28 protein-coding genes and 1 pseudogene are annotated in these 26,520 nt (G+C 47.3%); 9 read left to right on the forward strand and 20 right to left on the reverse strand.

Features of this window, described 5'->3' with window-relative positions; translation table 11 throughout:
* Positions 1-56: 56 nt before the first annotated feature.
* Positions 57-176: pseudogene (locus tag O3660_RS00465) on the reverse strand (hypothetical protein); the annotation flags it as partial.
* A gap of 199 nt (positions 177-375) precedes the next feature.
* On the opposite strand from O3660_RS00465, the gene mpl reads away from it, so the two are divergent.
* Positions 376-1,752, forward strand: coding sequence for a UDP-N-acetylmuramate:L-alanyl-gamma-D-glutamyl-meso-diaminopimelate ligase (gene mpl / locus O3660_RS00470; RefSeq protein ID WP_049352301.1), 1,377 nt, complete (start codon positions 376-378; stop codon positions 1,750-1,752).
* A 262-nt stretch (positions 1,753-2,014) separates the two neighbouring features.
* Here the strand turns inward: mpl and O3660_RS00475 are convergent, their stop codons facing one another.
* Genes O3660_RS00475 through O3660_RS00485 form a run of 3 tightly spaced genes read right to left on the reverse strand, consistent with a single transcriptional unit; the run spans position 2,015 to position 4,379 of the window.
* On the reverse strand, positions 2,015-2,455 hold the full coding sequence (locus O3660_RS00475) for an SCP2 domain-containing protein (protein ID WP_049352304.1): 441 nt from the start codon (positions 2,453-2,455) through the stop codon (positions 2,015-2,017).
* Positions 2,442-3,359 carry a U32 family peptidase gene (locus O3660_RS00480; protein ID WP_049352306.1) on the reverse strand — a complete coding sequence of 306 codons (918 nt, stop codon included), beginning with the start codon at positions 3,357-3,359 and terminating at the stop codon, positions 2,442-2,444. The genes O3660_RS00475 and O3660_RS00480 overlap by 14 nt, the downstream gene beginning before the upstream one ends.
* 12 nt (positions 3,360-3,371) lie before the next feature.
* The gene (locus O3660_RS00485; protein WP_040564456.1) at positions 3,372-4,379 is read right to left on the reverse strand and encodes a peptidase U32 family protein; all 1,008 of its coding nucleotides are present in this window, start codon (positions 4,377-4,379) and stop codon (positions 3,372-3,374) included.
* Between the two features lie 455 nt (positions 4,380-4,834).
* Between O3660_RS00485 and O3660_RS00490 the strand changes: the two genes are divergently transcribed.
* Entirely contained in the window at positions 4,835-5,488 is a 654-nt protein-coding gene (locus tag O3660_RS00490; RefSeq protein ID WP_003683582.1) for a DUF1287 domain-containing protein, read from the forward strand.
* Between the two features lie 951 nt (positions 5,489-6,439).
* Here O3660_RS00490 and O3660_RS00495 read toward each other — a convergent pair.
* The 5 genes from O3660_RS00495 to lon form a co-directional block, all read right to left on the reverse strand.
* Positions 6,440-6,568 carry a FeoB-associated Cys-rich membrane protein gene (locus tag O3660_RS00495; RefSeq protein WP_003683546.1) on the reverse strand — a complete coding sequence of 43 codons (129 nt, stop codon included), beginning with the start codon at positions 6,566-6,568 and terminating at the stop codon, positions 6,440-6,442.
* Positions 6,565-8,433: a ferrous iron transporter B gene (locus tag O3660_RS00500; RefSeq protein ID WP_049352309.1), complete on the reverse strand. Its 1,869-nt coding sequence runs from the start codon at positions 8,431-8,433 to the stop codon at positions 6,565-6,567. The genes O3660_RS00495 and O3660_RS00500 overlap by 4 nt, the downstream gene beginning before the upstream one ends.
* Before the next feature lie 27 nt (positions 8,434-8,460).
* Positions 8,461-8,730 carry a FeoA family protein gene (locus O3660_RS00505; protein WP_003683509.1) on the reverse strand — a complete coding sequence of 90 codons (270 nt, stop codon included), beginning with the start codon at positions 8,728-8,730 and terminating at the stop codon, positions 8,461-8,463.
* Positions 8,731-9,076: 346 nt separating this feature from the next.
* Positions 9,077-9,346, reverse strand: coding sequence for an HU family DNA-binding protein (locus tag O3660_RS00510; protein WP_003683413.1), 270 nt, complete (start codon positions 9,344-9,346; stop codon positions 9,077-9,079).
* A gap of 185 nt (positions 9,347-9,531) precedes the next feature.
* Positions 9,532-11,991, reverse strand: a complete 2,460-nt coding sequence (lon, locus tag O3660_RS00515) for an endopeptidase La (RefSeq protein WP_049352313.1) — start codon at positions 11,989-11,991, stop codon at positions 9,532-9,534.
* A gap of 213 nt (positions 11,992-12,204) precedes the next feature.
* Here lon and O3660_RS00520 point away from each other — a divergent pair, with 213 nt between their 5' ends.
* From O3660_RS00520 to lipA, 3 genes are all read left to right on the forward strand, one after another.
* Positions 12,205-12,480, forward strand: a complete 276-nt coding sequence (locus tag O3660_RS00520) for a DUF493 family protein (protein WP_049352316.1) — start codon at positions 12,205-12,207, stop codon at positions 12,478-12,480.
* Positions 12,480-13,082 carry a lipoyl(octanoyl) transferase LipB gene (gene lipB, locus O3660_RS00525; RefSeq protein ID WP_049352317.1) on the forward strand — a complete coding sequence of 201 codons (603 nt, stop codon included), beginning with the start codon at positions 12,480-12,482 and terminating at the stop codon, positions 13,080-13,082. Before O3660_RS00520 ends, lipB begins: the two co-directional genes overlap by 1 nt.
* A 129-nt stretch (positions 13,083-13,211) precedes the next feature.
* The gene (gene lipA / locus O3660_RS00530; RefSeq protein ID WP_003683323.1) at positions 13,212-14,195 is read left to right on the forward strand and encodes a lipoyl synthase; all 984 of its coding nucleotides are present in this window, start codon (positions 13,212-13,214) and stop codon (positions 14,193-14,195) included.
* A 203-nt stretch (positions 14,196-14,398) separates the two neighbouring features.
* Here lipA and hemB read toward each other — a convergent pair whose 3' ends face one another.
* The 5 genes from hemB to O3660_RS00555 all read right to left on the reverse strand — a co-directional run bounded on the left by hemB (position 14,399) and on the right by O3660_RS00555 (position 18,268).
* Positions 14,399-15,400, reverse strand: a complete 1,002-nt coding sequence (gene hemB / locus O3660_RS00535) for a porphobilinogen synthase (protein WP_049329593.1) — start codon at positions 15,398-15,400, stop codon at positions 14,399-14,401.
* Positions 15,401-15,432: 32 nt separating this feature from the next.
* Entirely contained in the window at positions 15,433-16,143 is a 711-nt protein-coding gene (locus O3660_RS00540; RefSeq protein WP_049352320.1) for a hypothetical protein, read from the reverse strand.
* A gap of 160 nt (positions 16,144-16,303) precedes the next feature.
* The gene (locus O3660_RS00545) at positions 16,304-17,176 is read right to left on the reverse strand and encodes a DMT family transporter (protein WP_049352322.1); all 873 of its coding nucleotides are present in this window, start codon (positions 17,174-17,176) and stop codon (positions 16,304-16,306) included.
* Between the two features lie 3 nt (positions 17,177-17,179).
* Positions 17,180-17,767: a DnaJ domain-containing protein gene (locus O3660_RS00550; RefSeq protein ID WP_049352325.1), complete on the reverse strand. Its 588-nt coding sequence runs from the start codon at positions 17,765-17,767 to the stop codon at positions 17,180-17,182.
* Between the two features lie 15 nt (positions 17,768-17,782).
* Complete coding sequence (locus O3660_RS00555; RefSeq protein ID WP_003683433.1) at positions 17,783-18,268, reverse strand: aminoacyl-tRNA deacylase; 486 nt, start codon at positions 18,266-18,268, stop codon at positions 17,783-17,785.
* A 99-nt stretch (positions 18,269-18,367) separates the two neighbouring features.
* Here O3660_RS00555 and O3660_RS00560 point away from each other — a divergent pair, with 99 nt between their 5' ends.
* From O3660_RS00560 to O3660_RS00570, 3 genes are all read left to right on the forward strand, one after another.
* The gene (locus tag O3660_RS00560; RefSeq protein ID WP_003683286.1) at positions 18,368-18,721 is read left to right on the forward strand and encodes a RidA family protein; all 354 of its coding nucleotides are present in this window, start codon (positions 18,368-18,370) and stop codon (positions 18,719-18,721) included.
* 128 nt (positions 18,722-18,849) lie between these two features.
* Complete coding sequence (gene ttcA / locus O3660_RS00565) at positions 18,850-19,809, forward strand: tRNA 2-thiocytidine(32) synthetase TtcA (protein ID WP_049352328.1); 960 nt, start codon at positions 18,850-18,852, stop codon at positions 19,807-19,809.
* 159 nt (positions 19,810-19,968) lie between these two features.
* Entirely contained in the window at positions 19,969-20,457 is a 489-nt protein-coding gene (locus O3660_RS00570; RefSeq protein WP_036472395.1) for a DUF456 domain-containing protein, read from the forward strand.
* A gap of 61 nt (positions 20,458-20,518) precedes the next feature.
* On the opposite strand, the gene O3660_RS00575 is transcribed toward O3660_RS00570, so the two are convergent.
* The 6 genes from O3660_RS00575 to O3660_RS00600 all read right to left on the reverse strand — a co-directional run bounded on the left by O3660_RS00575 (position 20,519) and on the right by O3660_RS00600 (position 25,869).
* Positions 20,519-21,178: a YecA family protein gene (locus O3660_RS00575; protein WP_049352331.1), complete on the reverse strand. Its 660-nt coding sequence runs from the start codon at positions 21,176-21,178 to the stop codon at positions 20,519-20,521.
* A 43-nt stretch (positions 21,179-21,221) separates the two neighbouring features.
* Positions 21,222-22,004 (reverse strand): RNA methyltransferase, encoded by a 783-nt coding sequence (locus O3660_RS00580; RefSeq protein ID WP_049352336.1) that lies wholly within the window; start codon positions 22,002-22,004, stop codon positions 21,222-21,224.
* Between the two features lie 118 nt (positions 22,005-22,122).
* Positions 22,123-22,671 (reverse strand): sigma-E factor negative regulatory protein, encoded by a 549-nt coding sequence (locus tag O3660_RS00585; protein WP_049352338.1) that lies wholly within the window; start codon positions 22,669-22,671, stop codon positions 22,123-22,125.
* Positions 22,672-22,676: 5 nt separating this feature from the next.
* The gene (rpoE, locus tag O3660_RS00590) at positions 22,677-23,276 is read right to left on the reverse strand and encodes an RNA polymerase sigma factor RpoE (RefSeq protein ID WP_049352341.1); all 600 of its coding nucleotides are present in this window, start codon (positions 23,274-23,276) and stop codon (positions 22,677-22,679) included.
* A gap of 219 nt (positions 23,277-23,495) precedes the next feature.
* Positions 23,496-24,821 (reverse strand): tRNA lysidine(34) synthetase TilS, encoded by a 1,326-nt coding sequence (gene tilS, locus O3660_RS00595; RefSeq protein ID WP_049352344.1) that lies wholly within the window; start codon positions 24,819-24,821, stop codon positions 23,496-23,498.
* 88 nt (positions 24,822-24,909) lie between these two features.
* Positions 24,910-25,869 (reverse strand): acetyl-CoA carboxylase carboxyltransferase subunit alpha, encoded by a 960-nt coding sequence (locus O3660_RS00600; protein ID WP_049352345.1) that lies wholly within the window; start codon positions 25,867-25,869, stop codon positions 24,910-24,912.
* A gap of 204 nt (positions 25,870-26,073) precedes the next feature.
* Here O3660_RS00600 and O3660_RS00605 point away from each other — a divergent pair, with 204 nt between their 5' ends.
* Positions 26,074-26,475, forward strand: coding sequence for an RNA-binding S4 domain-containing protein (locus tag O3660_RS00605; protein WP_371464435.1), 402 nt, complete (start codon positions 26,074-26,076; stop codon positions 26,473-26,475).
* The last annotated feature ends 45 nt before the right edge of the window (positions 26,476-26,520 follow it).

Below are 26,520 nucleotides of genomic sequence, written 5' to 3' on the forward strand. Positions count from 1 at the left end.
GACCAATCGCGGTTGTGGAACAAGTACAGCTCGAAAGAATGGTGAACGGTTTGAGTAAGGATATTACCGATAGAGACAACCAAGTTGCTGAGGAAGTAGTGAGTCGGGTCAACCAAGAAAACAAACACCAGCATGAGCAAAGACAGAACTACAGTCATATCGCCCAGCCATTTCATACCTTTTTCAATCGGCAACACAGCGCCCAAAGTATAAATATTTCAGTAGCAACTATAACCTAAAAATTCCCTATTAAGATTCAATCCTCCCTATCTCTCCCCTATTCTTATTGCCGCTTTATTTTTCAGACGACCCCTTTATCCAAACTCCGTTATAATGACGGCTTTAAAATTAATTCATTCCCAAGACGGTCTTATCATGAAACACATCCACATTATCGGTATCGGCGGCACATTTATGGGCGGCGTAGCGGCTATTGCCAAAGAAGCAGGTTTTAAAGTCAGCGGTTGCGACGCGAAGATGTATCCGCCGATGAGCACCCAGCTTGAAGCCTTAGGTATAGGCGTACACGAAGGTTTTGATGCCGCTCAATTAGACGAATTTAAAGCCGATATTTACGTTATCGGCAATGTTGCCAAACGCGGCATGGATGTGGTTGAAGCGATTTTAAACCGCGGCCTGCCTTATATTTCCGGCCCACAATGGCTGTCGGAAAACGTGCTGCACCATCATTGGGTACTCGGCGTGGCGGGGACGCACGGCAAAACGACCACCGCGTCCATGCTCGCATGGGTCTTGGAATATGCCGGACTCGCGCCGGGCTTCCTCATCGGCGGCGTACCGGAAAATTTCAGCGTTTCCGCCCGCCTGCCGCAAACGCCGCGCCAAGATCCTAATTCAAAATCCCCATTCTTCGTTATCGAAGCCGACGAATACGACACTGCCTTTTTTGACAAACGCTCCAAATTCGTACATTACCGTCCGCGTACCGCCATTTTAAACAATCTGGAATTCGACCACGCCGACATCTTTGCCGACTTGGGCGCGATACAGACCCAGTTCCACCACCTCGTACGCACCGTGCCGTCTGAAGGCTTAATCGTCTGCAACGGACAGCAGCAAAGCCTGCAAGATACGCTCGACAAAGGCTGCTGGACGCCGGTGGAAAAATTCGGCACCGAACACGGCTGGCAGGTCGGCGAAGTCAATGCCGACGGCTCGTTTGACGTGTTGCTTGACGGCAAAAAAGCCGGACACGTCGCATGGGATTTGATGGGCGGACACAACCGCATGAACGCGCTTGCCGTCATCTCCGCCGCACGTCATGCCGGAGTCGACATTCAGACCGCCTGCGAAGCCTTGAGCGCGTTTAAAAACGTCAAACGCCGTATGGAAATCAAAGGCACGGTGAATGGCATCACCGTTTACGACGACTTCGCCCACCATCCGACCGCCATCGAAACCACCATCGAAGGCCTGCGTCAGCGCGTCGGAAACGCCCGCATCCTCGCCGTCCTCGAGCCGCGTTCCAACACCATGAAACTCGGCACAATGAAAGCCGCCCTGCCCGCAAGCTTAAACGATGCAGACCAAGTATTCTGCTACGCCGGCGGTGTGGACTGGGACGTTGCCGAGGCACTCGCGCCTTTGGGCGGCAAGCTGCACGTCGGCAAAGACTTCGATACCTTTGTTGCCGAAATTGTGAAAAATGCCGAAGCAGGCGACCATATTTTGATCATGAGCAACGGCGGATTCGGCGGAATACACGGAAAGCTGTTGGAAGCGTTGAAATAAGAGTTTGTTGAAAGTTTTAAATGATTGAGGCCGTCTGAAAACCGGAATTTGGTTTTCAGACGGCCTTTTTGTTGTGGATTGAGACTTTTGCAAAATACCTTTTTACCCGGTGGCCAAAATCCAAACACAAATTCCCAAATCCCTAAATACCTTGGTAGAAATTTAGGGATTTGGGAATTTTGTAAAAGGTATTGGATATTTTATTTTTAAATCATAAACTTAATGGATGAATGCTTTGCTTTATTCTTGCACGAACCGGCATTCAGTCGGACATCTGCCGCTTCAAAAACCAATCTCCGAACGGCCAGTCCACGCTGTCGAGCAGGTTTTTGGTAATCAGCCCAAGCTCGGTATCGCCTTCGATTTGCAGTTTGCGGTTGAAAAACAAAGTATCCGGGTCTTCCTCGCGCATCATCATGCGCATAAAGTCGATGCCGTTGGCGGCAAGGCGCAAATCGGGCGTACCCAAAAAATCCGCATCGATGAATTTTTCGGCATTGGCGGTGAAACGCACCTTGATGCCTGCGTCCAATACGTCAATTTCGAAAGTTCGGCCGTCAAACAGGCTCATATCGGCGGGCAGCAATCCGCGTTTGAGCATGGTGTTGAGGGTAAAAACCAAAGCGAAGCGCGGTGGCCTGCCTGGTAATTTTCCGCCGATTTTTCCCGCCCATGCGGGCAATACGATTTCAGGCAACGCCATAATATTCCTCCTTCACGGCTTCGATACCCGGCTGGCCGTGCCAATAGCCGTCCACCAGCGTGCCGGTGGTCAGTCTTTCCAATTCGGGCAGTGCATCCGCCAGTGCGGTTTTGCCGTCCAATACATCGCGGTGGATACGGACGATTTCCGCCATGCCGTGCATTTGCGGCGACAGGCGCAGCATGTTCACACCGATTTGTCGCAAATCCTCATGGTGCGGCAGCAGGTTTTGGCAGCCGTAAGACATGGTTTGGATGCCGTTGATGGTTAAAAACGGCTTGCCCTCGCGGGTGTTCATGTCCATGCCTTGCTCGTAATCCAAGCAGCGGAATTCGCAGCCGTCTTTGTTCAGGTTGTAATGTCGCGCGGTAAAGCAGCGTGAAGAGTACGCCAAAGGCATTTTGCCCCAAGCAAACAATTCCGTTTCGATGTCGTCTGAAGCCTTGATGATTTCAGCAACTTTGTCGCGGCTCAACTCGGACGGCGCAATCCAGCGGTATGCGCCAAGTTTCTGAAACAATGCCAGCGTACTTTCATTGTAAATGTTCAGGCTGGCGCCGGCGACAAACGGAATACCGTGTTCGCGCGCCAATTTGACCGCGCCCATATCGTTGGCTTCGACTTTGAATTTGTCCTGCCCCGTGATTTTACGCAGGCGTTTCAAATCGGATTCGCTTTCCAGCAGCACCTGCGACGACAAAATAATCTCTTTGCCGCTTTCCGCCAAATCTTCCGCCAGGCTGACCCAGTCGGCAAAACGCATTTTCTGGCGGCGCGAACACACCACTTCGCCCAGATAAATGGTGTCCACCGGCGCATCCAGCATGGCGGTGTAAAATTCCAGCAGGGCTTCCTTCTGCCAGAAAAACAAGACCGGCCCCAGCGATAGTTTCATCGGATTCATTTTCCCTCCCCCTTATTTCCACGGACGGCTGTATGCGCCCAAGGTTGTCTGATGACCTTCCGAAACCTTGCTCAGCGCGTTGTTCCACACCGGATTGACTTTGAAATGAGCCGGATCGGCCGCGGCAGCGTCCAAAGCCTGCCGCAGCGATTTGGTAACCTGCGCCGTGTACATCGGGCTGCGCTGGCGGCCTTCGATTTTGATGGCGGATACACCGATTTTGATGAGTTCGGGCAGCATTTCCAAAACATTCAGACTGGTCGGCTCTTCCAGTGCGTAATAAGTTTCGTCGTTCACCTCGAAACGGCCTTTACACAAGGTCGGATAGCCTGCCGGTTCGTCCGGCTTGTACTGGTCGATTAATACTTGGTTCAGCCGCACGTTCATGCGGTCGGGCAGCTGCTCCCAGCGCACGGCCTTCGCCGGCGAACACACGCCTTGCATATTCGGCGATTCACCCGTCGCATAACTCGACAAAATGCAGCGCCCTTCTACCATCACACACAAACTGCCGAAACCGAACACTTCGATTTCCACATCCGTATTGTCAATCACATGCTTGACCTGATCGACCGTTAAAACGCGCGGCAACACGGCACGGCGGACGCCGAACAGTTCCTTCATCATGTTGATGGCTTCGTAATTGGTCGCCGAACCCTGCACCGACATGTGCAGCCTCAAATTAGGATGACGCTCGGCGGCATAAGCCATAATCGCAGGGTCGGCAACGATTATCGCGTCCGCCCCCAGTTGCACCGCCGTATCGACAGCCCGATGCCACCGCTCGATTTGCCCCGCCTGGGCAAAAGTATTGATTGCCATCAACACATTGCGGCCGCGCGCATGGGCGTAAGCTACCCCTTCCTGCGCCGATTTCATATCGAAATTCAGTCCCGGAAAATTGCGCGCATTCGTCGCATCTTTCAGCCCCATATAAACTGTGTCAGCGCCATTGTCCACCGCCGTCTTCAAAGCAGGCAGATTACCGGCAGGACAAACCAACTCAGGGATTTTCGGCATTTTGCGTTCCTCGACTCTTGTAGTTTGTTATTCGAAAATCAATATCCAGTATGATTTCGGGTATTTTAGAGATTTGGACACAAGACATTATGATTTAAATCAACTGTGAAATCAGGTTTGGATAGCGTATGTTTTAGTTAACATAATTTAACCATATAAAATATCAAGTTAATCAGCGGGTTATCTTTTCTAGCTTGATAATATGAGAATAGTTATTATCTATTAAATTTATAGATTTTTACAATAAAAAGTCGTCTGAAACCTGTTTCAGACGACCTTTTATCATGTACCAATTTAAAATCTATATTTACGAAAAACGTTTTAGTAATACCCAAATAACACTCATCTATTATTTACCCATACATACTTGCTAAAGACCATTTTTCCATTATGCATTGCCAACCCACCCAAAAATTTGATAATAATGCAAACAACATCTAAGCCGTGTATATATCATGAAACACAAAACAGCCTTTAAGCCCATAGTTATCAGTATTGTGCTTTCTATCCTTCTGATTACAACAGCTGTATTTTTTGCCCGTCATCACAACTCTATCCCAAGTATTAATACCGATTTCCTACAACAAGAGATTACCGAACCCGAAGAACCATCTCCGCAAATTGTCCAATCTGCACGAAATCAAATTGGTAAAACCCTTCGTTACGACCCGGCTTACACGAAGCTCACTTATCCGATGGGCGATGTGCCGATGGAAAAAGGCGTTTGCACAGACGTGGTCATCCGTGCATTGCGTGAGCAAAATATAGATTTGCAAGAGCTTGTTCATCAAGACATGAGCCGTAACTTTTCCGTCTATCCTAAACGCTGGGGTTTGAAACAACCTGATACCAATATCGACCACCGCCGTGTCCCTAACCTAATGACTTATTTCACGCGTCAAGGCTGGGCCGTTCAAGATACAAACTATCAAGCTGGCGATATTGTAACTTGGGAACTAAAAGGCAACCGTCCCCATATCGGCATTGTCTCCGATCGAAAAATCGGCGACAGGCCACTGATTATCCATAATATCGGTTCGGGAACCCGTGAAGACGATGTCCTCTACCGCTACACCATTACCGGACATTTCAGACTTCCCGTTCAATAAATCATGAGACTACTGAAAGATTCACTTCAATATCATACCTAATCTGTAATTTTGCTCTTTTTTTACAATCCACCTTTCGAGGCCGTCTGAAACCATAGATGGAATAACCATCCGACAAAATATTAGAGACAGTGCGACATATTCCATATCACTGATATATATGATAGTGTGATGAACTTTTACGATTTTAATTATATTGGAATCATGGATGGAGAAAATCGGTAAGTGGATAAGCTATCGAAACTAAAGATTAAATATACAATTTTTATATCAATATTTTTTATCGTTTTTTAAAAGGGAGCTGAATTTTATACATATACAGTCGATAATGTGCCTTCATATTTTATAGACTGGGAAAGGAATATTCCTTTCTTGCCCATATTTATGTTGCCTTATATGACGTCACCGTTTTTCTTCTTGGTCACTATATTTTTGGAAAAGAACGAAAGCAGTCTGAAATTACTGATAAAAAGAGCAACCTTTTTAATCGGAGTTTCTACTGCTCTATTTGTAATATTTCCTATGAAATTTTATTTTTCCAAGCCTGAAGTCGATAACCAAATTTTAAAATCCTTCTTTTATATTTTGGGAAAATTGGACAGTAGTTTTAATCAATGCTCGTCATTACATGTGAGTTTCGCTTTTCTTTCGGCTGAGGTTTATTGTAGAGAATTCAAATCTAAATTCTTAAAATCATTTTTTGGTATATGGGGGTTTTTACTCGCCATTTCGGTCTTATTTGTCTATCAACACCATTTAATCGATTTCGTAGGGGGAACATTGATATTTTTAATCACTTGCATCATTTTCCCAAGAAAAAAGACAGTTTAAGCGTTTTGTCACAGAATCTTAGAAAACCCTACAACAACGATTGAACCATAGTTCAAACATACAAAAAGGCCGTCTGAAACCATTTCAGACGGCCTTTTACTTTTACCTAACCCTCTTTATTTAACCGCAACCGCCGCATTTGCCGCAGCCGCTGCTGCAGTCGCGTTTTTTCGGTTTGAACACGAATTTTCGCAAGAGGAAGAATACGCAGGCAAGCATAATCAAGCCGACGATAATATATTGAGTCATGACGATAGTATCCTTGAAGAAATTTGATAAACCACGAATGCGGCAAAATAAGCCATCAGGAACAAATAGCCTGTAATCATAAGCATATTTTTCGTGGATTTGGTTTCGCGTCTAATCACGGTCAAAGTCGCGGCACACATCGGAGCATACACATACCAAGCCAAGAAGGCAAAGGCGGTCGGCAAGCCCCAGTTGTTGTGTACGATAGGAATCAGTGCGTTTTGTACTGCATCTTCAGACGATGCGCTGACGGCATAAACGGTACCCAAAGCAGCGACAACTACTTCACGCGCGGCAATACCCGGAATCATGGCGATACACATTTCCCAAGTAAAGCCCAAAGGTGCAAACAACGGCTGAATAGCATGACCAAGCGTACCTGCCAAGCTGTAATCGATGGCTGCACCGGTTGCGCCTTCAGGCGGTTGCGGCCAGCTTACCAAGCCCCACAGAACCACGGCCAACGCAAAAATGATGGTACCCGCGCGTTTCAGGAAGGCTTTCACCCTATCCCACAGGCTGGTCATGATGTGTTTAAAGTTAGGCGTACGGAAAGTCGGCAATTCCATCAAGAGTGGGAATTGTTGCACGTTGCCTTTCATTCGCGCCAAGCGTTTCATGATATATGCCGCTAATGCAGCCGACAGGATGCCTGCGATATAAAGAATAAACAGTGTCAGGCCTTGCAGGTTGAAAATACCGCCCACTGTACGGTCAGGAATGACAGCAGCGATAATCAGCGCATATACCGGCAAACGTGCGGAACAAGTCAGCAATGGCGCAACCGCAATGGTAACAAGGCGTTCGCGCGGGTCGTTAATGGTTCGCGCCGACATCACGGCAGGAACGGCACAGGCAAAGCTGGACAAAAGGGGAATAAACGAACGGCCGGACAAACCGCTTTTCGCCATGATGTTATCCAACAGGAAGGCTGCACGCGGCAGATAGCCCGAGTCTTCCAAAAGCAGGATAAAGGCAAACAAAATCGTAATCTGAGGCAGGAACACCAACACGCTGCCCAAACCGGCAATGACGCCGTTGACGAGCAAGTCGTTGAGGATGCCCGGCTCCATGTTGGCGCCTATCCATTCGCCCAGCGCGGCAAAGCCGCCTTCGATGGCATCCATAATCGGCGCCGCCCAAGTGTAAACCGCTTGGAACACCATAAACAGGATCACCAGCAGCATAATCATGCCCCAAACGGGGTGCAGCACGATGTCGTCGAGTTTTTTGTGCCATGCGGGCAGCGTCATCTGGGTGCGTACCACTTGTGCCAAAATCGATTCGACTTCTTGATAAAGTTTGTCGCTATCCAGCGCATCGAGCGTGCGTTCGGCAGAGGCGGGGTTTGCGGGGAAAGAGCGTTTACGCGGCAGCTTCGCCACGGCTTCGCGTACAGCCTGTACGCCCGACGCGCTCACTGCAACTGTTTCCAAAACAGGTGCATCCAACAACTCGCTCAGTTTGGCCGCGTCGATATTCAAGCCCCTTTTGCGGGCCACGTCGCTCAAATTCAGCGACACCACCATAGGCAGTCCCAGCGTTTTCAGTTCCAAAATCATGCGCAGGGTCATACGCAGGTTGGTCGCGTCGGCAACGGCAATAATGGCATCGGGCGGAATGCCCATCTTGCCTACCATTACATCTTTCGCCACCGCTTCGTCGGGGCTGGTCGTGCGTAGGCTGTATGTGCCCGGCAGGTCGATAATGCGGACGGCCTCGTCGTCGAGGAAGGCGCCCTCGCGCTTATCGACAGTTACGCCCGGATAATTGGCAACCTTGGCATGTGAGCCGGTCAAACCGTTGAACAAAACGGTTTTGCCGCAGTTTGGCGCGCCAATCAAGGCAAAATAGCTTAGTTCCATCATTTTTCCTTATTCTTTCAGACGGCCTTAAACGGCCTCAACGATACGACACATAATCTTCCCGGCCTCTTCCAAACGCAGGGAGAATTGGGATTGGTTACCCAAACGTACCGCAAACGGGCCTCTCCCAAAACCACCCACTGCAATCACTTGCAACGGCATTCCGCTGGAAAAACCCAAATCCGAAAGACGACGGGTTACCAAGGTATCCAAATCACCAAAAACAGGGTTGGGAGCAATGGAATCAATATGTACGACTGCGCCTTTTTTAAGGCGCGACAAAGGAATGGTAGACATAAGCCTCTCTTTTCATTTGTTTTAAAATCAGATTATTGAAAAAATGTGAGAAGTATGACGAGTGCGTGGCACATTTGAAAGATTGGTTATGAATGGCTATTTGCCCCTTCTTTCGATAAGTGCGGTTTGTTTTGAATACTGTGTTTCCGTTAATGATAAGGTATATCAATATAAAAATCAAATGTAACAAGATAAACTAAAAAGGCTGAAATCCTTTTATCATTAGGATTTCAGCCTTTTTATGCACTCAACAAACTAAAGGCCGTCTGAAAGGTTTCAGACGGCCTTCAAAATAAAAAACCGAATCAATTCGGTTTTTTATTCCCATTCAGGGAAAGACTCTAAATTACAGAGCGTCTTTCAATGCTTTACCGGCACGGAATTTAGGAGTTTTAGCAGCAGCAATAGTCAAAGGCTCGCCAGTTTTAGGGTTGCGGCCTTGACGTTCGGCGCGTTCGCCGACGTAGAAAGTACCGAAACCGACCAGAGTAACAGTGTCGCCGTTTTTCAACGCGTTGGTTACGGCATTAGTAGTAGCATCCAAAGCTTTTTGCGCAGCAGATTTGGAAATGCCGGCTTCTTGAGCAATTGCTTCGATCAATTCAGACTTGTTCACAATTAGTCCCTTCCTATCGTAAAAAATGATGAAATGCCCGAATACTCGGGGCTTAAGCACTTTTAAAGCACATACGCACTTTATAGCAATTCTGAAATTATCATGTCAAGTAAAAGATGTGGAATTGCCCTATTTTTGTGGCATTCAGGGCAAAACCACATTTTTTGCAACATCAGACGGCCAACTTAATGCTTGGTTGCTTTTGTTCTTGACTTCGCCTTAGAAGTTTGCGGGGTCTCGGCAACCGCCAATTCAGCCGCCCATTGCTCAGGCTGAGTTTCCAAGCCCAAAGCCAACACTTCATCAATCCATTTGACCGGATGAATGGTCAGACCGGTTTTGACATTTTCAGGGATTTCTTCCAAATCTTTGATGTTGTCTTTTGGAATCAATACATGCTTGATCCCGCCGCGCAAAGCAGCCAGCAGTTTTTCTTTCAAACCGCCGATCGGCAAAACTTCGCCACGCAAAGTAATTTCGCCGGTCATCGCCACATCTGCACGCACCGGAATTTTGGTAAAGGCAGAAACCATCGCCAAAGTCATGGCAATACCTGCGCTCGGACCGTCTTTTGGCGTCGCACCTTCAGGCACATGGATGTGAATGTCTTTCTTCTCGTAAAAATCAGGAGCCAAACCCACTGATTCAGCACGGGAACGGACAACCGACCATGCGGCCGATACCGATTCTTTCATGACATCGCCCAGTTGGCCGGTACATTGAATCGTACCTTTGCCCGGCAAGGCAACCGCCTCAACAGTCAACAACTCACCACCGACTTCCGTCCAAGCCAAACCGGTTACCTGACCGATACGGTTTTCGCTTTCAGCCACACCATAGTCGAAACGGCGTACGCCCAGATAGTCATGCAGATTTTTCTCAGTAACTTTAATCGCTTTAGGCTTGGCCTTGCTTACTGTTTTGGATTTAGACGCTTTTTTCTTATCCTCATTCAAAGTAACCTGCATTACCACTTTGCGGCAGATTTTGGCAATTTCACGATCCAACGAGCGGACACCGGCCTCGCGGGTGTAGTAACGGATAATATCGCGTACCGCACTTTCATCAACCACCAATTCGCCCTCTTTTACACCATTGCGCTTCATTTGTTTCGGCACAAGGTATTGCATGGCGATATTGATTTTTTCGTCTTCCGTATAACCGGACAGACGGATAATTTCCATACGGTCAAGCAGCGGAGTCGGGATATTCAAGCTGTTTGAAGTTGCAATAAACATCACATCGCTCAAATCATAATCAACTTCGGCATAGTGGTCGGCAAACTTGTTGTTTTGCTCAGGATCCAGCACCTCAAGCAAAGCACTGGCCGGATCACCACGGAAATCGCTGCCCATCTTGTCGATTTCATCGAGCAAGAACAATGGATTTTTCACACCGGCTTTCGCCATGTTTTGCAGGATTTTGCCCGGCATAGAGCCGATATAGGTACGGCGGTGGCCGCGGATTTCGCTTTCATCACGCACGCCGCCCAACGCCATACGCACATATTGACGGCCTGTCGCCTTGGCAATCGATTCACCCAAGGAAGTTTTACCCACACCCGGAGGGCCAACCAGACACAAAATCGGGCCTTTGAGCTTGTCCATACGTTTTTGAACAGCCAAATATTCCAAAATACATTCTTTGACTTTTTCCAATCCATAGTGGTCGGCATTCAAAATCAAATCAGCCTTGGCAATATCTTTGCTGACACGGGATTTTTTCTTCCACGGCAACTCAAGCAAAGTATCGATATAGTTGCGCACGACGGTAGATTCCGCAGACATTGGCGGCATCATTTTCAGTTTTTTCAATTCAGACAGACATTTTTCTTCAGCTTCTTTGCTCATGCCTGCTTCTTTGATTTTGTTCTCCAGCGCATCCAGTTCGCCGCGCTCGTCTTCTTCGCCCAACTCTTTCTGAATCGCTTTCACTTGCTCATTTAAGTAATACTCGCGTTGGGATTTTTCCATTTGACGTTTCACGCGGCCACGGATGCGCTTCTCAACCTGCATGATGTCGAGTTCGGCTTCCAACTGCGCCAGCAGAAATTCCAAACGGTCAACAATGCCGGCAGTCTCCAATACATATTGACGTTGCTCCAATTTCAGCTGCAAATGCGCGGCAATAGTATCTGCAAGGCGGCTGTTGTCATCAATACTGCTGATGGTGCTGATGACTTCGGCAGGGATTTTTTTGTTCAACTTCGCATATTGCTCAAATTGAGTCAGCAGAGTACGGCGCAAGGCCTCAATTTCAGGATTGTCCTTGTCGCTATTCTCATCAATCGCCTCAACATGGGACAAAAACAATCCGCCTGTTTCATCAACCGTCAATGCACGCGCACGACGGATACCTTCTACCAATACTTTAACCGTACCGTCAGGCAGCTTCAAAACCTGCAAAACTTGGGCGACCGTGCCGGTCTGGTGCAAATCTTCAGCTTTAGGATCTTCTGTATTAGGGTCAAGCTGGGCCAACAGGAAAACCGGATCATCATTGGCCATTGCCGCCTCAAGGGCCGCAATCGATTTAGGACGACCGACGAACAGCGGCAATACCATATGCGGATACACCACGACATCGCGTAAAGGCAAGGTAGCCAGCGCACTGTATTCCTCGAAATATTTGTCTTTTGTCGGCATAGTTAGAAATCTCAATCATTGTTAAATCAGAATGTAGCTCAAAATTGGGCTGAAGCGCTGCATTTCAAGACTTGAAAACAGCTTATCCGCACCTATTTTCGAAAACATCATTTTTAATAGCCCGATATGGACGTTTACGATAAAATATATCGGATTTCAGGCCGTCTGAAAACTTTTCAGACGGCCCAAGCAAACCAAACAAGGCAGTAAACCATGACAGACTCAACTGAAAAAAAATCACTGATTGAATTCCCCTGTACTTTCTCCTTGAAAGTTATGGGTGCAGTTCATCCCGAATTTGAATCCGCCATCTTGGAAACCGTGCGCAAACACGCTCCCGATACCGAGCCGCACCACATTACTACGCGCCCAAGCAGCAAAGGCAACTACACCGGCGCAACCGTCAAAGTAAATGTCGACAACCAAGAGCAGCTCGACAATATCTACCGCGACCTGACTGCACACAAATTGGTAAAAGTGGTGCTGTAATGAAAATCGTGCACAAAGGCTTGGTCGATTACCTGCCGACTTTCGAAGCCATGAAGGCATTTAATGCCTCACGTGACGAAAATACCGAAGACGAATTATGGGTGGTCGAACATCCGCCCGTATTTACCCAAGGCTTGGCCGGAAAACCCGAACACCTCCTCATCCGCGACGATATTCCCGTTGTCCAAATTGACAGAGGCGGTCAAATTACCTATCACGGCCCCGGCCAACTGGTCGTCTATACGATGATCAATTTCAAACGCCGTAAAACCAGTGTCCGCCACATCGTTTCCGCACTTGAAAACAGCATCATCGCCACCTTGGCAGAATACGGCATCGAAGCAGCCGCCGATCCCAAACGCCCCGGCGTTTATGTCGGAGAGCGTAAAATCGCTTCCCTTGGCCTGCGTATCAAAGACGGATCCGTTTACCACGGTTTGGCTCTCAATGTGAACATGGATTTAAGTCCGTTTACCCATATCAACCCCTGCGGTTATGCCGGTATGGAAATGACCCAAATTGCCGACTATGTCTCTCCGGCACCCAGTTTGGCAGAAGTTTCAGACAAACTGACTAAGCATTTACAAAAAGAGCTAGCATAAGGCCGTCTGAAAATATTCGACCCCAACGCCATCTTTTAACTGCCCCTCTGAACCCACAAGCCCTTAGGCCATAAAGGCCGCAATCAGCTTTTCAGACGGCCTTTATAACGACAGAAAGAACACATCACCATGAGTGAAGAAGTAAAAAACGACCCCAAACGCGGCATCAAACTAAAAGGCGCAGACAAAACTGCACGCATTCCGATTAAAGTCGTTCCATTGGAACAAAAATTGAAAAAGCCCGAATGGATCCGCGCCAAATTACCGGGCAAGAAATTCTTTGAAATCAAAAATATTCTTCGCGAACAAAAAATGCATACCGTGTGCGAAGAAGCATCTTGTCCAAACATCAGCGAATGCTTTACCAAAGGTACGGCCACATTCATGATTATGGGCGATATTTGTACCCGCCGCTGCCCGTTCTGCGACGTTGGCCATGGCCGCCCCAACATGTTGGATCCTGACGAGCCTAAACACTTGGCCGAATCTGTCAAATCCATGAACCTACGCTATGTCGTGATTACTTCCGTCGACCGTGACGACCTGCGTGATGGCGGCGCCCAACATTTCGCCGACTGCATCAAAGCCATCCGTGAAACCAGCCCGAATACCAAAATCGAAATCCTCGTTCCCGATTTCCGCGGCCGTCTGGACATCGCACTGGAAATCTTGGCAGAAACACCGCCCGACGTGATGAACCACAACTTGGAAACCCATCCAAGCCTGTATAAAAAAGCCCGTCCGGGTGCCAACTACCAACATTCCCTCGAGCTTCTGCGCCGCTACAAAGAAATGATGCCTCATATCCCGACCAAATCCGGCATCATGGTCGGCTTGGGCGAAACAGACGAGGACGTACGCGAAATCATGCGCGATATGCGTGCCAACAATATCGAGATGATTACCATCGGCCAATATCTGCAACCTTCAGACGGCCACTTGCCCGTCTTGCGCTATGTAACGCCTGACCAATTCAAAGTTTTTGAAAAAGAAGCATACGAATTGGGCTTTACCAATGCCGCCATCGGCGCAATGGTTCGCTCCAGCTACCACGCAGACGAGCAAGCAGCCGAAGCTTTGCGTGAAACCCACGGGGGTTGCAGCCATCACTAAGGTTTAAATTATATAAGGCCGTCTGAAAAAACAGTTCCCTGATTTTTCAGACGGCCTTTATTTGGTCAAAATGACTATACAAGATTTTTTAGATTTAAAAAAATAAACCTTAGTCGGGCTCTATTGAGTCAATTTTAAGTAATACAAAAAAGCGGCAAAACAGGATAAACACTGTTTGCCGCTTTTTAATTTATTTCTTTATTTTACTTCTTCAACAATTTTGCCGCTTCAATCGCATAGTAAGTCAAAATACCATCGGCGCCGGCGCGTTTGAATGCCAACAGGCTTTCCAAAATGGTTTTTTCGCCATCCAACCAACCGTTTTGAATGGCTGCCTGAAGCATGGCATATTCGCCGGAAACTTGGTAGGCATAAGTCGGTACGCCGAACTCGTCTTTAACTCGGCGGACGACATCCAGATACGGTAGACCCGGTTTTACCATTACCATATCTGCGCCCTCTTGAATGTCCAATGCTACTTCGTGCAAGGCTTCGTTAGTGTTTGCAGGATCCATTTGGTAGGTTTTCTTGTCTGCCTTACCCAAATTGCCGGAGCTGCCGACAGCATCGCGAAACGGGCCGTAAAACGCTGAAGCATATTTTGCCGAATATGCCATGATGTGCGTATGGATGTGTCCAGCATCTTCCAAAGCTTCGCGAATGGCAAGAATACGTCCGTCCATCATATCTGATGGGGCAATGACTTGTGCGCCCGCATCTGCATGACACAAAGCCTGTTTTACCAAAACTTCAATGGTTTCATCGTTGAGGACATAGCCATTTTCATCGGTTAAACCGTCTTGGCCGTGAATGGTATAAGGGTCCAAGGCAACGTCAGTCATGATACCCAGTTCTGGGAATTTCTCACGCAAGGTTCGTACTATTGTCGGTACCAAGCCTTCAGGATTATAAGCTTCCTCCGCAAATTCGGTTTTGTTTTGCGTTACCACGGGAAACAAAGCCAGCATAGGAATGCCGAGCTTCAGTGCTTCTTCAGCGGTAAACAACAATTTGTCCAAACTTTGGCGTTTGACGCCAGGCATGGATGGTACTGCCTCTTCCTGATTCTGACCTTCCAATACAAAAACCGGATAGATCAAATCATCTGCCGTCAAAGTATGCTCGCGCATCAGGCGACGTGAAAAATCATCTTTACGCATACGGCGCATACGGGTGTTTGAGACATAACGCGGAGGGAAATTCATAATAATTGCCTTTAAATGATGAAGTCTTAAAATCAGTCTTCGACTTGACGCATGGCCTTAACCGAACGCTTGATTTCGTTGAGTGTATCGGTTTTATAACCGCTACGTTCCTGTTCGGTCATGCCGTTTTGATCCAATTTGGCGATGTTTTTCAATGCCTCGGCATACTGGCCGTCTGAAAGTTTTTCCTGTTTGATGTGCCAACGGTTGTTCACTTCGGAAGCCGTCCACAAGCCTACTTTGTTGTAGTAGAACAAAATGCTTGCCGCTAGCGTTTTCATATCGCGGTCGGGCTTGGCACTGCCGATACTGCGGCCGATACGGTTGTTGCGTTGATCGACCGCTTGGTCGGCAAGGTAGCGGCTGAAGTAGTCGTCTTTACCTTCACGCAACTCCATATCCGTCAGACGCGCATTACCTGCTTTTTCTGCAATAATACTGTCGAATTTGGAAGCAATCGCCGCCTGCCACAATGCTTGGCGTACGGCATTGACTTGTGTCCCCCTGCTGTCGCCGTTTGCTTTATCGTCCAAACCTGAACGCTCGGCAAAACGTGCGGCATTGCTGGTCATATTGATTAAGCCTTCGTCTTCCATACCGATAACTTGAGCGGCTACGGGATGGTTAAGCGCGAATTGAGCCATTTTGCTGCGGCGGCTTTGATCTTCCTGATAAGATTGACAGCCGGACAATACCAGCATGCCGAGAACGGCGCATTGAATGTGTTTTTGAATATGTTTCATGATGTAACTATCGATATTATTGTGTGAGTTCAACTTCTTTGTTTAACATAGAAACGCCCGTAAGCGCAAAATAATTCCCATACGGCCAAATCGGCGCATGAATGGCTATTTTATAATAAAAATAAGGCCGTCTGAAAATTTTCAGACGGCATAAGTATTTTTAGCCTAGCAAGCTGCGGATCTGCGGCCAGTAAAACAGGCAGGCTATCGAGCAAATAGCAATGCTGATACCGGCTGCATTAATGCTGCTGATTTTTTCCTTAAATATTGCCGCACCAATCAGCGTACCCAAAACAATCACGCCAATATTCATACCGGCAAATACCAAGGTCGGATTATCCTTCATGATTTGGTGTGCCGAGATGTAGGTAACAATATTCAAAAAGTTCAGGCAGCCCAAAATCATACCGCCCACTATGCCCTCTTTAGTCCATTTGCTTCCTTTGGCAAACAGGTAGCCAAACATCAAGATACCTGCCAAACAAAACGCCACCAGCAAATTACCAGCAAACGCGGTACCGCTTTTGGCCACTTGTTTGAACAAAATATCAATGACGCCGTAGCCGCACCAAACGCCCAAAAGCAGCATTACTTGCGTGCTGAAGCCGCCGGATTTCTTGCCGCCATCGCTTTTCCAAAGTAAGAAAAACAGTGCCGTAAATGCCAATACCAAACCAATCAGACGGCCTTCGGTCAACTGCTCATGGAAAAGCGTGAATGAAGCGACAATCGGCAGAAACAACGATAGGCGTTGTGCCGCGTCCGATTTGACAATACCTGCCGCATCTACCGATTTGCCCATAATGACAAACACGGTTGGCAGTAATATACCCAAGGCCGCAAAAAGCCACCAAGTCGGTAAAAATACCTGCGGATTGCTCAAATCAGGCTTTAACACCAGCATGGTCAAGGTTATAGCAACGATGTAGTTCACCGCTACCGCCTGCTCGATATTGATTTTTTGCTTGCGCGCCACTTTCAGCAATACGGAAACCAACACGCTGCAAACGATACTTGCCAATAAATATGCCATGCTTTAAAACCATCCTTGAGTGGAGACGGGCTTATCTTCATTCAGTTTAATCAGTCCGATGACTACACGGTAAATAAACCAAATGGCAGTTACCAACAGAATCAACCAACCAATTAAGATAAGTGTAGTAAAAGTGCCCAAAACCGTACCTACTAAAGACACCCAAAATGTCTTAATCAAATAATCGATATGGCTGGCGTAAATACTGCCTTGAGCCTCATCGCGTTTAACATACGCCATGATCACACCGACAACGGGGGTAAACAAAATCAATAAGCCCACAGCATATGTCACATAAGCGATAAAAACATAGTTTTTCACGTCAGAGCTGGGCGTGTTAACCACATTTGTCGCCATATCAGTGAAGTTGTTGGTATTGGTTTCCTGACGCTCGTACTGCATAGCCGCATCATAAGCCAACCGTTTTTCCGGATGAGACAATACTTCAAAAGCCTGTCCGATGGCTTTAAACCGCTCCGCATCTTTCTGAATATCCGGATTGGCCACCAATTTGCCGTAAGCCTCGCGGATAACGTTGATATCAGCATCCTGAGATACTCCCAAGATTTCGTATAAATTTAATTGTTCCATCTGTATTCCTATCCTTTATGAATCGACTGCAACATGAACATCTTTCGGATTAAGCGTCCGCAGGTTTTCAGGCTTCATGCCTACGATAAACCCACGTTTGCCGCCATTGATAAAAATCTCGTCCAAAGCCCAAATACTTTCTTCCACATAAACCGGCAAAGCGGTTTTCATACCGAACGGTGATGTACCGCCGACCAAATATCCAGTCCATTTCGCCGCCTGATCCGCTGTTGCCGGCTCGATGTGTTTCAAGCCTAGCTCGCGCGCCAGATTGCGGGTGGAAATATGTTTGTCGCCGTGCATTAAAACAACCAAACCTTTTTTATGCTCATCCTGCAAGACGATCGTTTTGATGACTTGATGCTCGGGCTTGCCCGCACATTCGGCAAAACGCGCCGTACCGCCATGTTCTTCATACGCGTAAACATAAGGGACAAAATCGATTTTCTTACTGCGTAAAAAGCGTACTGCCTGCGTAACCGGATATTCTGCTTTACTCATGGGTTGTTTCCCGCCATCCTTTTCAGACGGCCCCTCTTAAATGTGGAACGTAAACAGTCGCAATGTTACCATACCTTCTTTTTGAAATCAGGAGACAACATGGATATCCGCTATCTTGGTGCAAGCAAACGCTATTCGGAAGCCGTCGTAGCCAACGGCTTGGTTTTCCTCTCCGGCATGGTTCCCGAAAATCCTGAAGCCGATGCCAAAGCGCAAACTGAAAATGTTTTGGCGCAAATCGATTCATGGCTCGCACAATGCCAATCCGACAAAGCCCATATTTTAGAAGCCACCATCTATCTGCCCGATATGAACGACTACGCCGCTATGAACGAAGCCTGGGATGCATGGACAGCCCCCGAACGCGCTCCGGCCCGCGCCTGCGTGGAGGCGAAACTGGCTTCTCCCGACTGGAAGGTTGAAATCAAAATTACCGCCCTTCAAATCAAATAAAGAGCAAATATCAGGCCGTCTGAAAACGCCGCTTCAACCAAGCAAGCGCAGTTTTTCAGACGACCTTTATTCTTTTGCGGTACAATACCGCCCTTAAATTTTTCTATTATTTCAAAGCACAAACAGCCATGTCCAAAAAAACCAAGCAAGAATTAGAAAACAACAAACTCAGCAAACGCCTGCGCCACGCCGTCGGCGATGCCATTAACGATTTCAATATGATCGAGCCGGGCGACAAAATCATGGTCTGCCTCTCAGGCGGCAAAGACAGCTACGCCCTTTTAGACATTCTGTGCCAGCTTCAAGCCAGCGCGCCGATTGATTTTGAACTGGTCGCCGTCAATCTCGACCAAAAACAGCCGGGCTTCCCTGAAGAAGTATTGCCGACCTATCTCGAAAGCATCGGCGTTCCCTACAAAATCGTTGAAGAAGACACTTATTCCACCGTCAAACGTGTATTGGAAGAAGGTAAAACAACTTGCTCGCTGTGCAGCCGTTTACGCCGCGGCATCCTCTACCGCACGGCAAAAGAATTGGGCTGCACCAAAATCGCCTTGGGACACCATCGTGACGACATCCTCGCCACCTTGTTTTTAAACATGTTTTACGGCGGCAAACTCAAAGCCATGCCGCCCAAGCTGGTGAGCGACAACGGCGAACACATCGTCATCCGCCCGCTGGCGTATGTGAAAGAAAAAGATTTGATTAAATACGCCGAACTGAAGCAATTCCCGATTATCCCGTGCAACCTTTGCGGATCGCAGCCCAACCTGCAACGCCAAGTCATCGGCGACATGATGCGCGATTGGGACAAACGCTTCCCCGGCCGTATCGAGTCTATGTTCTCCGCTCTACAAAACGTCGTTCCATCGCATTTGGCCGATACCGAACTTTTCGACTTTATCGGCTTGGAACGCGGTCAAAGCCTGAAACACGGCGGCGACTTGGCGTTTGACAGCGAAAAAATGCCGGAACGTTTCTCCGACGGCAGCGAAGAAGACGAAAGCGAAATTAAAATCGAACCACAAAAAACCGAACGCAAAGTCATCAATATTTTGGCAAACAAACCCAAAACCTGCGGTATGTAACCGCGTTTAGACATTCAGACGGCCTTTCGGTAGCTATTGACTGAAAGGCCGTCTGAATATTTAGGCATATTTTCATTTTCTTGCATAAACCTTTATCGCAATCCGGCAAAACGCCCTCATAATACCGCCATTATCCACCCCTCTATCAAAAGGAAAACCATGACCACCATTCTGATTATCCTCGGTTTAATCGCCATTGTTGTCGGCATTTTAGGCACTATTTACCCTGCCTTGCCCGGACTGGGTTTGATGTTTGGCGGCGCATGGCTGTTGGGTTATGCCGGCGATTATCAAGTGTTTGGCTCGGGTACGCTGACCTTTTTGGCCATTGTTGCCGTATTCGGTACTGCAATGGATTATGTGGCGGGCGCATTGGGTGCAAAATATACCGGCGCAAGTAAAACCGCGGTTTGGGGTGCATTTATCGGCGGCATCGTCGGCGCATTCTTCTCCATTCCCGGCTTGTTGCTCGGCCCGTTGACCGGCGCGGCCATCGGCGAATTTATCGCACGCAAAGACACATGGCAGGCAGGCAAAGTCGGTATCGGTACGTTTATCGGCTTCATCATCGGTACCGTAGCCAAAATCGGCTGTGCATTGACCATTGCGCTAACCATCCTGTTTGTTTGGTTAGCCTCATTCTTCTAAACAAAAAACATTAAAGGCCGTCTGAATTTCAAGCATTCAGACGGCCTTTTTATTTCATGGTTTATTTGCCACAGCAGGCTTTGTATTTTTTACCGCTACCACATGGGCAAGGATCGTTGCGACCCACTTTTTCGCCTTCACGGCGTACGGTTTGCGGCTTATTGATGATAGCCTGCCAGTACCAGTAAATATCCAGCAGGACATGTGGCAAATCAGATTCCAGCTGGGTCAGCTCTTTTTCATTCAGATGCAAGATGACTTCGCCGTTTTCCTCATCATCATAGATACCACCCAAAGCCATAATCGGATAGAACAAATCTTCAAATTCTTCCTGTTCGACTGCTTCAAACCAATCGGTAGGCACAATATCCAGTGCGTAAAGGTAGGCATTACACCAAGTGTAGAAATCCGGATTACCGGCTTCATCTTCATAAAACCACAGATCAGGCAGGATTTTTTCGTTGAGCTTCATGCGCATATCGGCGGCCATTGCCATGACCAAACGTTCGATTTCGGTGCGCTCTTTGGCATCAAACAAAGATTCCTCACCCAAAATCTCTGGCAGCCAGTTGGTCGGATTCAAAGCATCCGGACCGCTCAATAAAGCCATCATAAAACCTTGAACCTCATCACAACGCATGGTGTTATGGGCTTCAGATTTATCATCCAGCAATTCCATCAAGCGGCTGCGTGCCGCTTCATCAAAAGTCAGTATTTGCATTTTTGTTCCTTAAAATAAAATCGTATTATTGTTTTCAGACGGCCTAGGCATGGATACGTTGCCGCATTTGTTCAAACAGACAAACCGTTGCCGCCATCGCGACATTCAAGGATTCGGTTTGCCCCAACATGGGGATTTTGACACAGGCATCAGCCTTCTCTTTTACCGTTTCGCTCACGCCGCTGCCTTCGTTGCCAAACACCCAAGCACAAGATTGACTGAGGTCCATCTCATACAAACCGATATTGCGACCGCCCAAGGCAGTTGCCCAAATTTGATGCTGATACGTTTCCATCCAAGCGGATAATTCCACTCGATTGAAAATAGACAGCAGAAAATGCGCACCCATCCCCGCTCGCAACACTTTGGGCGACCAGATATCCACGGAATCATTGCCGCACACGATTTGCCTGATTCCGGCTGCCGCCGCGCTGCGCAAAATCGTGCCTGCATTGCCAGGGTCTTGTACCCGCTCCAATACTACGCAATCGCCGTCTGAAGGCAAACCTGCCTGCTGCGGAATATCAATCCAAGTCATCACATCATCGGCATCGGTCAGACTGGTGATTTTAGACAATGCTTCGTTACCGACCCAAGTAATCAATCCCTCATCCAACTGCGCCGCAATTTCTTGAATTTCAGGATGTTGCTGTTTCTTTTCAGGTAGATAAACCTGTTTGGGCGTACCGCCGCTTTGCAAATAAGTTTGCAGCAGATGTATGCCTTCCAATACGGTTTCACCGCTTTCACGCCTTGCTTTGGCCTGTGTCAGCAGACGGAATAAATGTTTGAGCTGTTCGTTTTGAGCAGAGGTAATCAGTTTCATGGAGCGCATTATAACTGTTTTAACTTCCTTGAAGCTATGCTTTCAGACGGCCTAACGGTTTTACTTAGAAAATAAAAAACCCTTACAATGAAGCAAGGGTTTTACATGATTTCATTTTTTACTGCACAACTGTCTGCTGCTCATTTTGCTGCTCGGTACGGACAGTCGGACGGTTTTCAATTTTGCCGTCTTTTGCCGCATTTGGCACAACAGTTTCGCCAGGCTCGGAAGCTGCTTTATCACTAGGCGTACCGCTTACCGGAATAATATTTTGGGCTGGCTGAACATTAGACTTCTCTGCAACCGGCATAGCGTCACGAGAAGTTTGCGGTGTAAATTGCCATACTGCAACAGCAATCGCACACACGCTGGCAGCAGCCGCAAAGAATTTGAAGAAGCCGCTATTGGCCGCTTCATGCTGAGCATATTTTTCCTGTTTGCCTTCAGCCTCGTTTTGAGGCACTGTAAATGCTTTGCTTTGCATGGTTTCACCGGTAACACTCGCCGCAGCACCCTGACGGATACAGTCGCCGATAATGTGGTATTCATGCCAAGCGCGCAAGGCTTCCTCGTCTGCCAATACAGCATCCAGCATTTCATCAGTCAATGCTTCACCGTCCATCAATGCAGACACATACTCCAATGCTTTATTTGTTTTGTCATTCATTTTTATTACCACCTTTGATCTTCAGAAGTATCCAACAGCGGCCGCAAATCTTTTGCAATCAGTTCACGCGCTCTGAAAATACGCGAACGTACAGTACCTATCGGACAATCCACTACCCGAGCTATTTCTTCGTAAGACAAGCCATCCATTTCCCTAAGTGTAATGGCTTGACGCATATCGTCTGGCAGTTGCGCAATGCTTGCTTCGACGGTCTGCAAGATTTCCCGATTCATCATTTCAGCTTCCGGCGTATGGTAATCTGCAATCTGATCGGTTAAATCGAGAACATCTCCCTCCTCATTGGCTGCTTCCGAACTGACAAAAAACTGGCGACCCGAAGTGGTCAGAAAATTCTTTGCCGTATTGATACCGATACGGTACAGCCATGTATAAAATGCACTCTCACCGCGAAAATTAACCAGCGCACGATAAGCCCTAATCATTGTCTCTTGGGTTACATCGTGTACTTCGTGCTCATCCTGAATAAAACGGGAAATCAGTCTGTTTAGCCGACGCTGATACTTGGACATCAGCATCTCGAATGCCTTATGGTCACCTTTCTGCGCGCGCTCCACCAAAACTTGATCTATTTGGCGATCGTTCATACCCAACCTTTAATCGTTTTACTGCTTTAAACCAAAAAATAGTAAAGCGTGCTGTGCACAATAAAGACAGCATCGCTTTGAAAAAGTTCCACAAGATTACATTTAATCGCAAAAGTTTATTCGTATAGATACTCTAATATAAGCTATATTGCTTATTATATCTACACTTAGCAAAAGTAGTTAAATTACTAATACTTATTAAATTTAAAGTTAGTCTCTTTACTTTTCTACTATATATTTAGCTAACTTTTCATGAACAGGCAGATAGCCTTCCCCTATTTGAACATCGCTTCCCACCCGAAGATTAATAACAGCAAGGCACTTGTTGCCCATACTTAGGATAATCGGCCAATATTTACGGACGAATGGCACAATATGACACTCTTGCAATAGTTTTTCGACTGATTTTTCCCTCTGCCCCGACTGAATCACATCACCTTTGGCCACATTTCGAAGTACCGCCTGCTTCTCCAACTCCTCTTCTGACAAACCTCCCTTAAAGGGTAATAAAACGAAACCGTTTTCCAGCAAAATATCTTTCAGACGGCCTCGAACTTCCCTGCCATTACACCAAGGCAGTTTTTGAAACTCACTTTCCTGACAAACAAACAGCTTATCTCGATATACGACTAGTTTCCCGTCTGGCAAATTCAACTGCGCTTGATCAGCGGTTTCTAATACTCGGGCAAAATCGGCAATGCTGTGATAAGAAGGCAATGATTCCGTTTGCTTTCGCAAAAAATACCAAAGCAGCCGACGACGCAAAAGCGGGGTACACTGCCGCCATAGACTGATGCTGAATATTCCGTTTGGACTGATGCGCTGGTATTCAGACTCAATCAATTCATCTAAAAGCTGCAAATCTTCCTGCAATAATCGAACATTGGTACAAATTTGCTGCTCAAAATTCGGGATACGCTGCTGCCATTTCGGCAAAGCCTGATTTCTCATCCAATTGCGTAAATAGCCTGAGTCTTCATTACTTTCGTCTTCAACAAAAGATAATCCCCATTGTTGCGCATACTCAGCCAGTTCCTGACGGGAAAATGCCAAAAGCGGCCGCCAAATTTGAATCTCTTCATTTAAATCACGCCATACCGGCATGGCCGCCATACCGCGTAATCCACCCCCTCGCACAGCCGACAACATAAATGTTTCGATTTGATCATTGCGGTGATGGGCCAAAACAATAATTTTCTTCAGGCCGTCTGAAAATGCCTGATATCGGGCAGCCCTGGCCGCAGCCTCCAAACCTTTTCCTTGTTTTTCCACATTGACACGGCACACGCGCAAGGTCACATTCAAACCCCGACAATAATCCTGACAAAATTTTGCCCAACTGTCGGCATTAGTGCTTAAACCATGATGAACATGGACGGCACGCAAATCAAAATGGTGAAATTCACGCGTCCGGTGCAAAAGATGCAGCAGGACGACAGAATCCAATCCGCCACTCAAACCAACTTCAACCACAGTATGGCTCGGCAAATCAGGAAAAGCTGCGTGAAAACTTTTAAATAGGGAATCAGGGGATAGTTGCGACATTTCAGACGGCCTGAAATTGTGAATTACTCAAAAATAGAACACAAAAAAAGCAAGCAGCGACATCTGCTTGCTTTTTCAGCAGTCAAACTTATTTATCGGTAAATTTACCGTAAGCCATGATGCGGTCGAAACGGCGAGAAAGCAAGTCAGGCATGGTCATGCTTTGCGCTTCGCTTAATTGCTGTTCCAAAACGGTTTTGACGTTTTTTATCGTGGTTTCAAAATCACGGTGTGCGCCGCCCAAAGGCTCATCAATTACTTTATCAATGAGATCCAACTCTTGCAGGCGTTTGGCGGTAATACCCAATGCTTGCGCGGCATCTGCTGCTTTTTCAGCAGTTTTCCAAAGAATAGAAGCGCAACCTTCGGGAGAAATCACCGAATAAGTCGAATATTGCAGCATATTGACGTAGTCGCCGACAGCCACTGCCAACGCGCCACCTGAACCGCCTTCACCAATGATGGTGCACAATACCGGCACATGCAGACGGGTCAGTTCGTACAAATTACGGCCGATGGCTTCAGACTGGCCGCGTTCTTCTGCACCAATGCCCGGATACGCGCCCGGAGTATCGACAAAGGTCATAACTGGAATATTGAATTTTTCGGCAGTCTTCATCAAGCGCAGTGCTTTACGGTAACCCTCAGGACGCGGCATACCGAAATTGCGGCGGATTTTTTCTTTGGTATCGCGGCCTTTCTGATGGCCGATAACCATCACGCTTTGGCCGTTAAAACGCGCCAAACCGCCGACAATGGCATGATCGTCAGAATAATGGCGGTCGCCGTGCAACTCTTCAAAATCGGTAAAAATACCGTTGATGTAGTCCAAAGTATAAGGACGTTGCGGATGGCGGGATACTTGTGAAATTTGAGCCGGAGTCAGCTTGCTGAAAATTGACTTGGTCAACTCACTGCTTTTCTTTTTCAGTCTGGCAATCTCGTCAGAAATATCAACGGCAGATTCGTCTTGTACGAATCGCAACTCGTCAATTTTATTGGTTAATTCGGCGATGGGTTGTTCGAAGTCCAAAAATACGGGTTTCATAAAACAAAGCTCTCGGTAACGGTTGCTGACATGATACGCTAATCAGACGCATTTGACAGCATTTCTCAAAGGGAAACTGCCATCTTTTGCAATAAAAAATCTTTCAGACGGCCTTTAACAAAGGAATAGTATAGCTGCACTAAACGCATGAAGTGCCGTATCTTATGATAAACTTCAATTCAGTTCAATCATTTCAAACAGGCTATGAAAAACGATCATGACAATTCGTCCATGCGCTTGGACAAATGGCTGTGGGCCGCACGCTTTTTCAAGACCCGCGCGCTGGCACAAAAACATATTGAGCTGGGCAGAGTTTTAGTAAACGGCTCAAAAGTGAAAAACAGCAAAAATATTTCTGCCGGCGACACCATCGACATGACTTTGAACTCCCTTCCCTACAAATTCAAAGTTGCCGCGCTCAATCATCAACGCCGCCCGGCACCGGAAGCGCGTTTACTCTACGAAGAAGACATGAAAACGGCTGCCGAACGCGAGGCTCAAAAACAACTCGACCAAGCCAGCCGCATCAGTGTTGCTTATCCGGACGGACGCCCAACCAAACGCGACCGCCGCCAGCTTGACCGTATGAAGCGCGATAGCTGGTAAAGCGTTTTATCCATTGTTTCAGACGGCCCTATATCCATGCCGTCT

Origin of the sequence: Neisseria sp. 27098_8_139 (genome assembly GCF_041433195.1) — a bacterium.
GTDB classification, from domain to species: Bacteria; Pseudomonadota; Gammaproteobacteria; order Burkholderiales; family Neisseriaceae; genus Neisseria; species Neisseria subflava.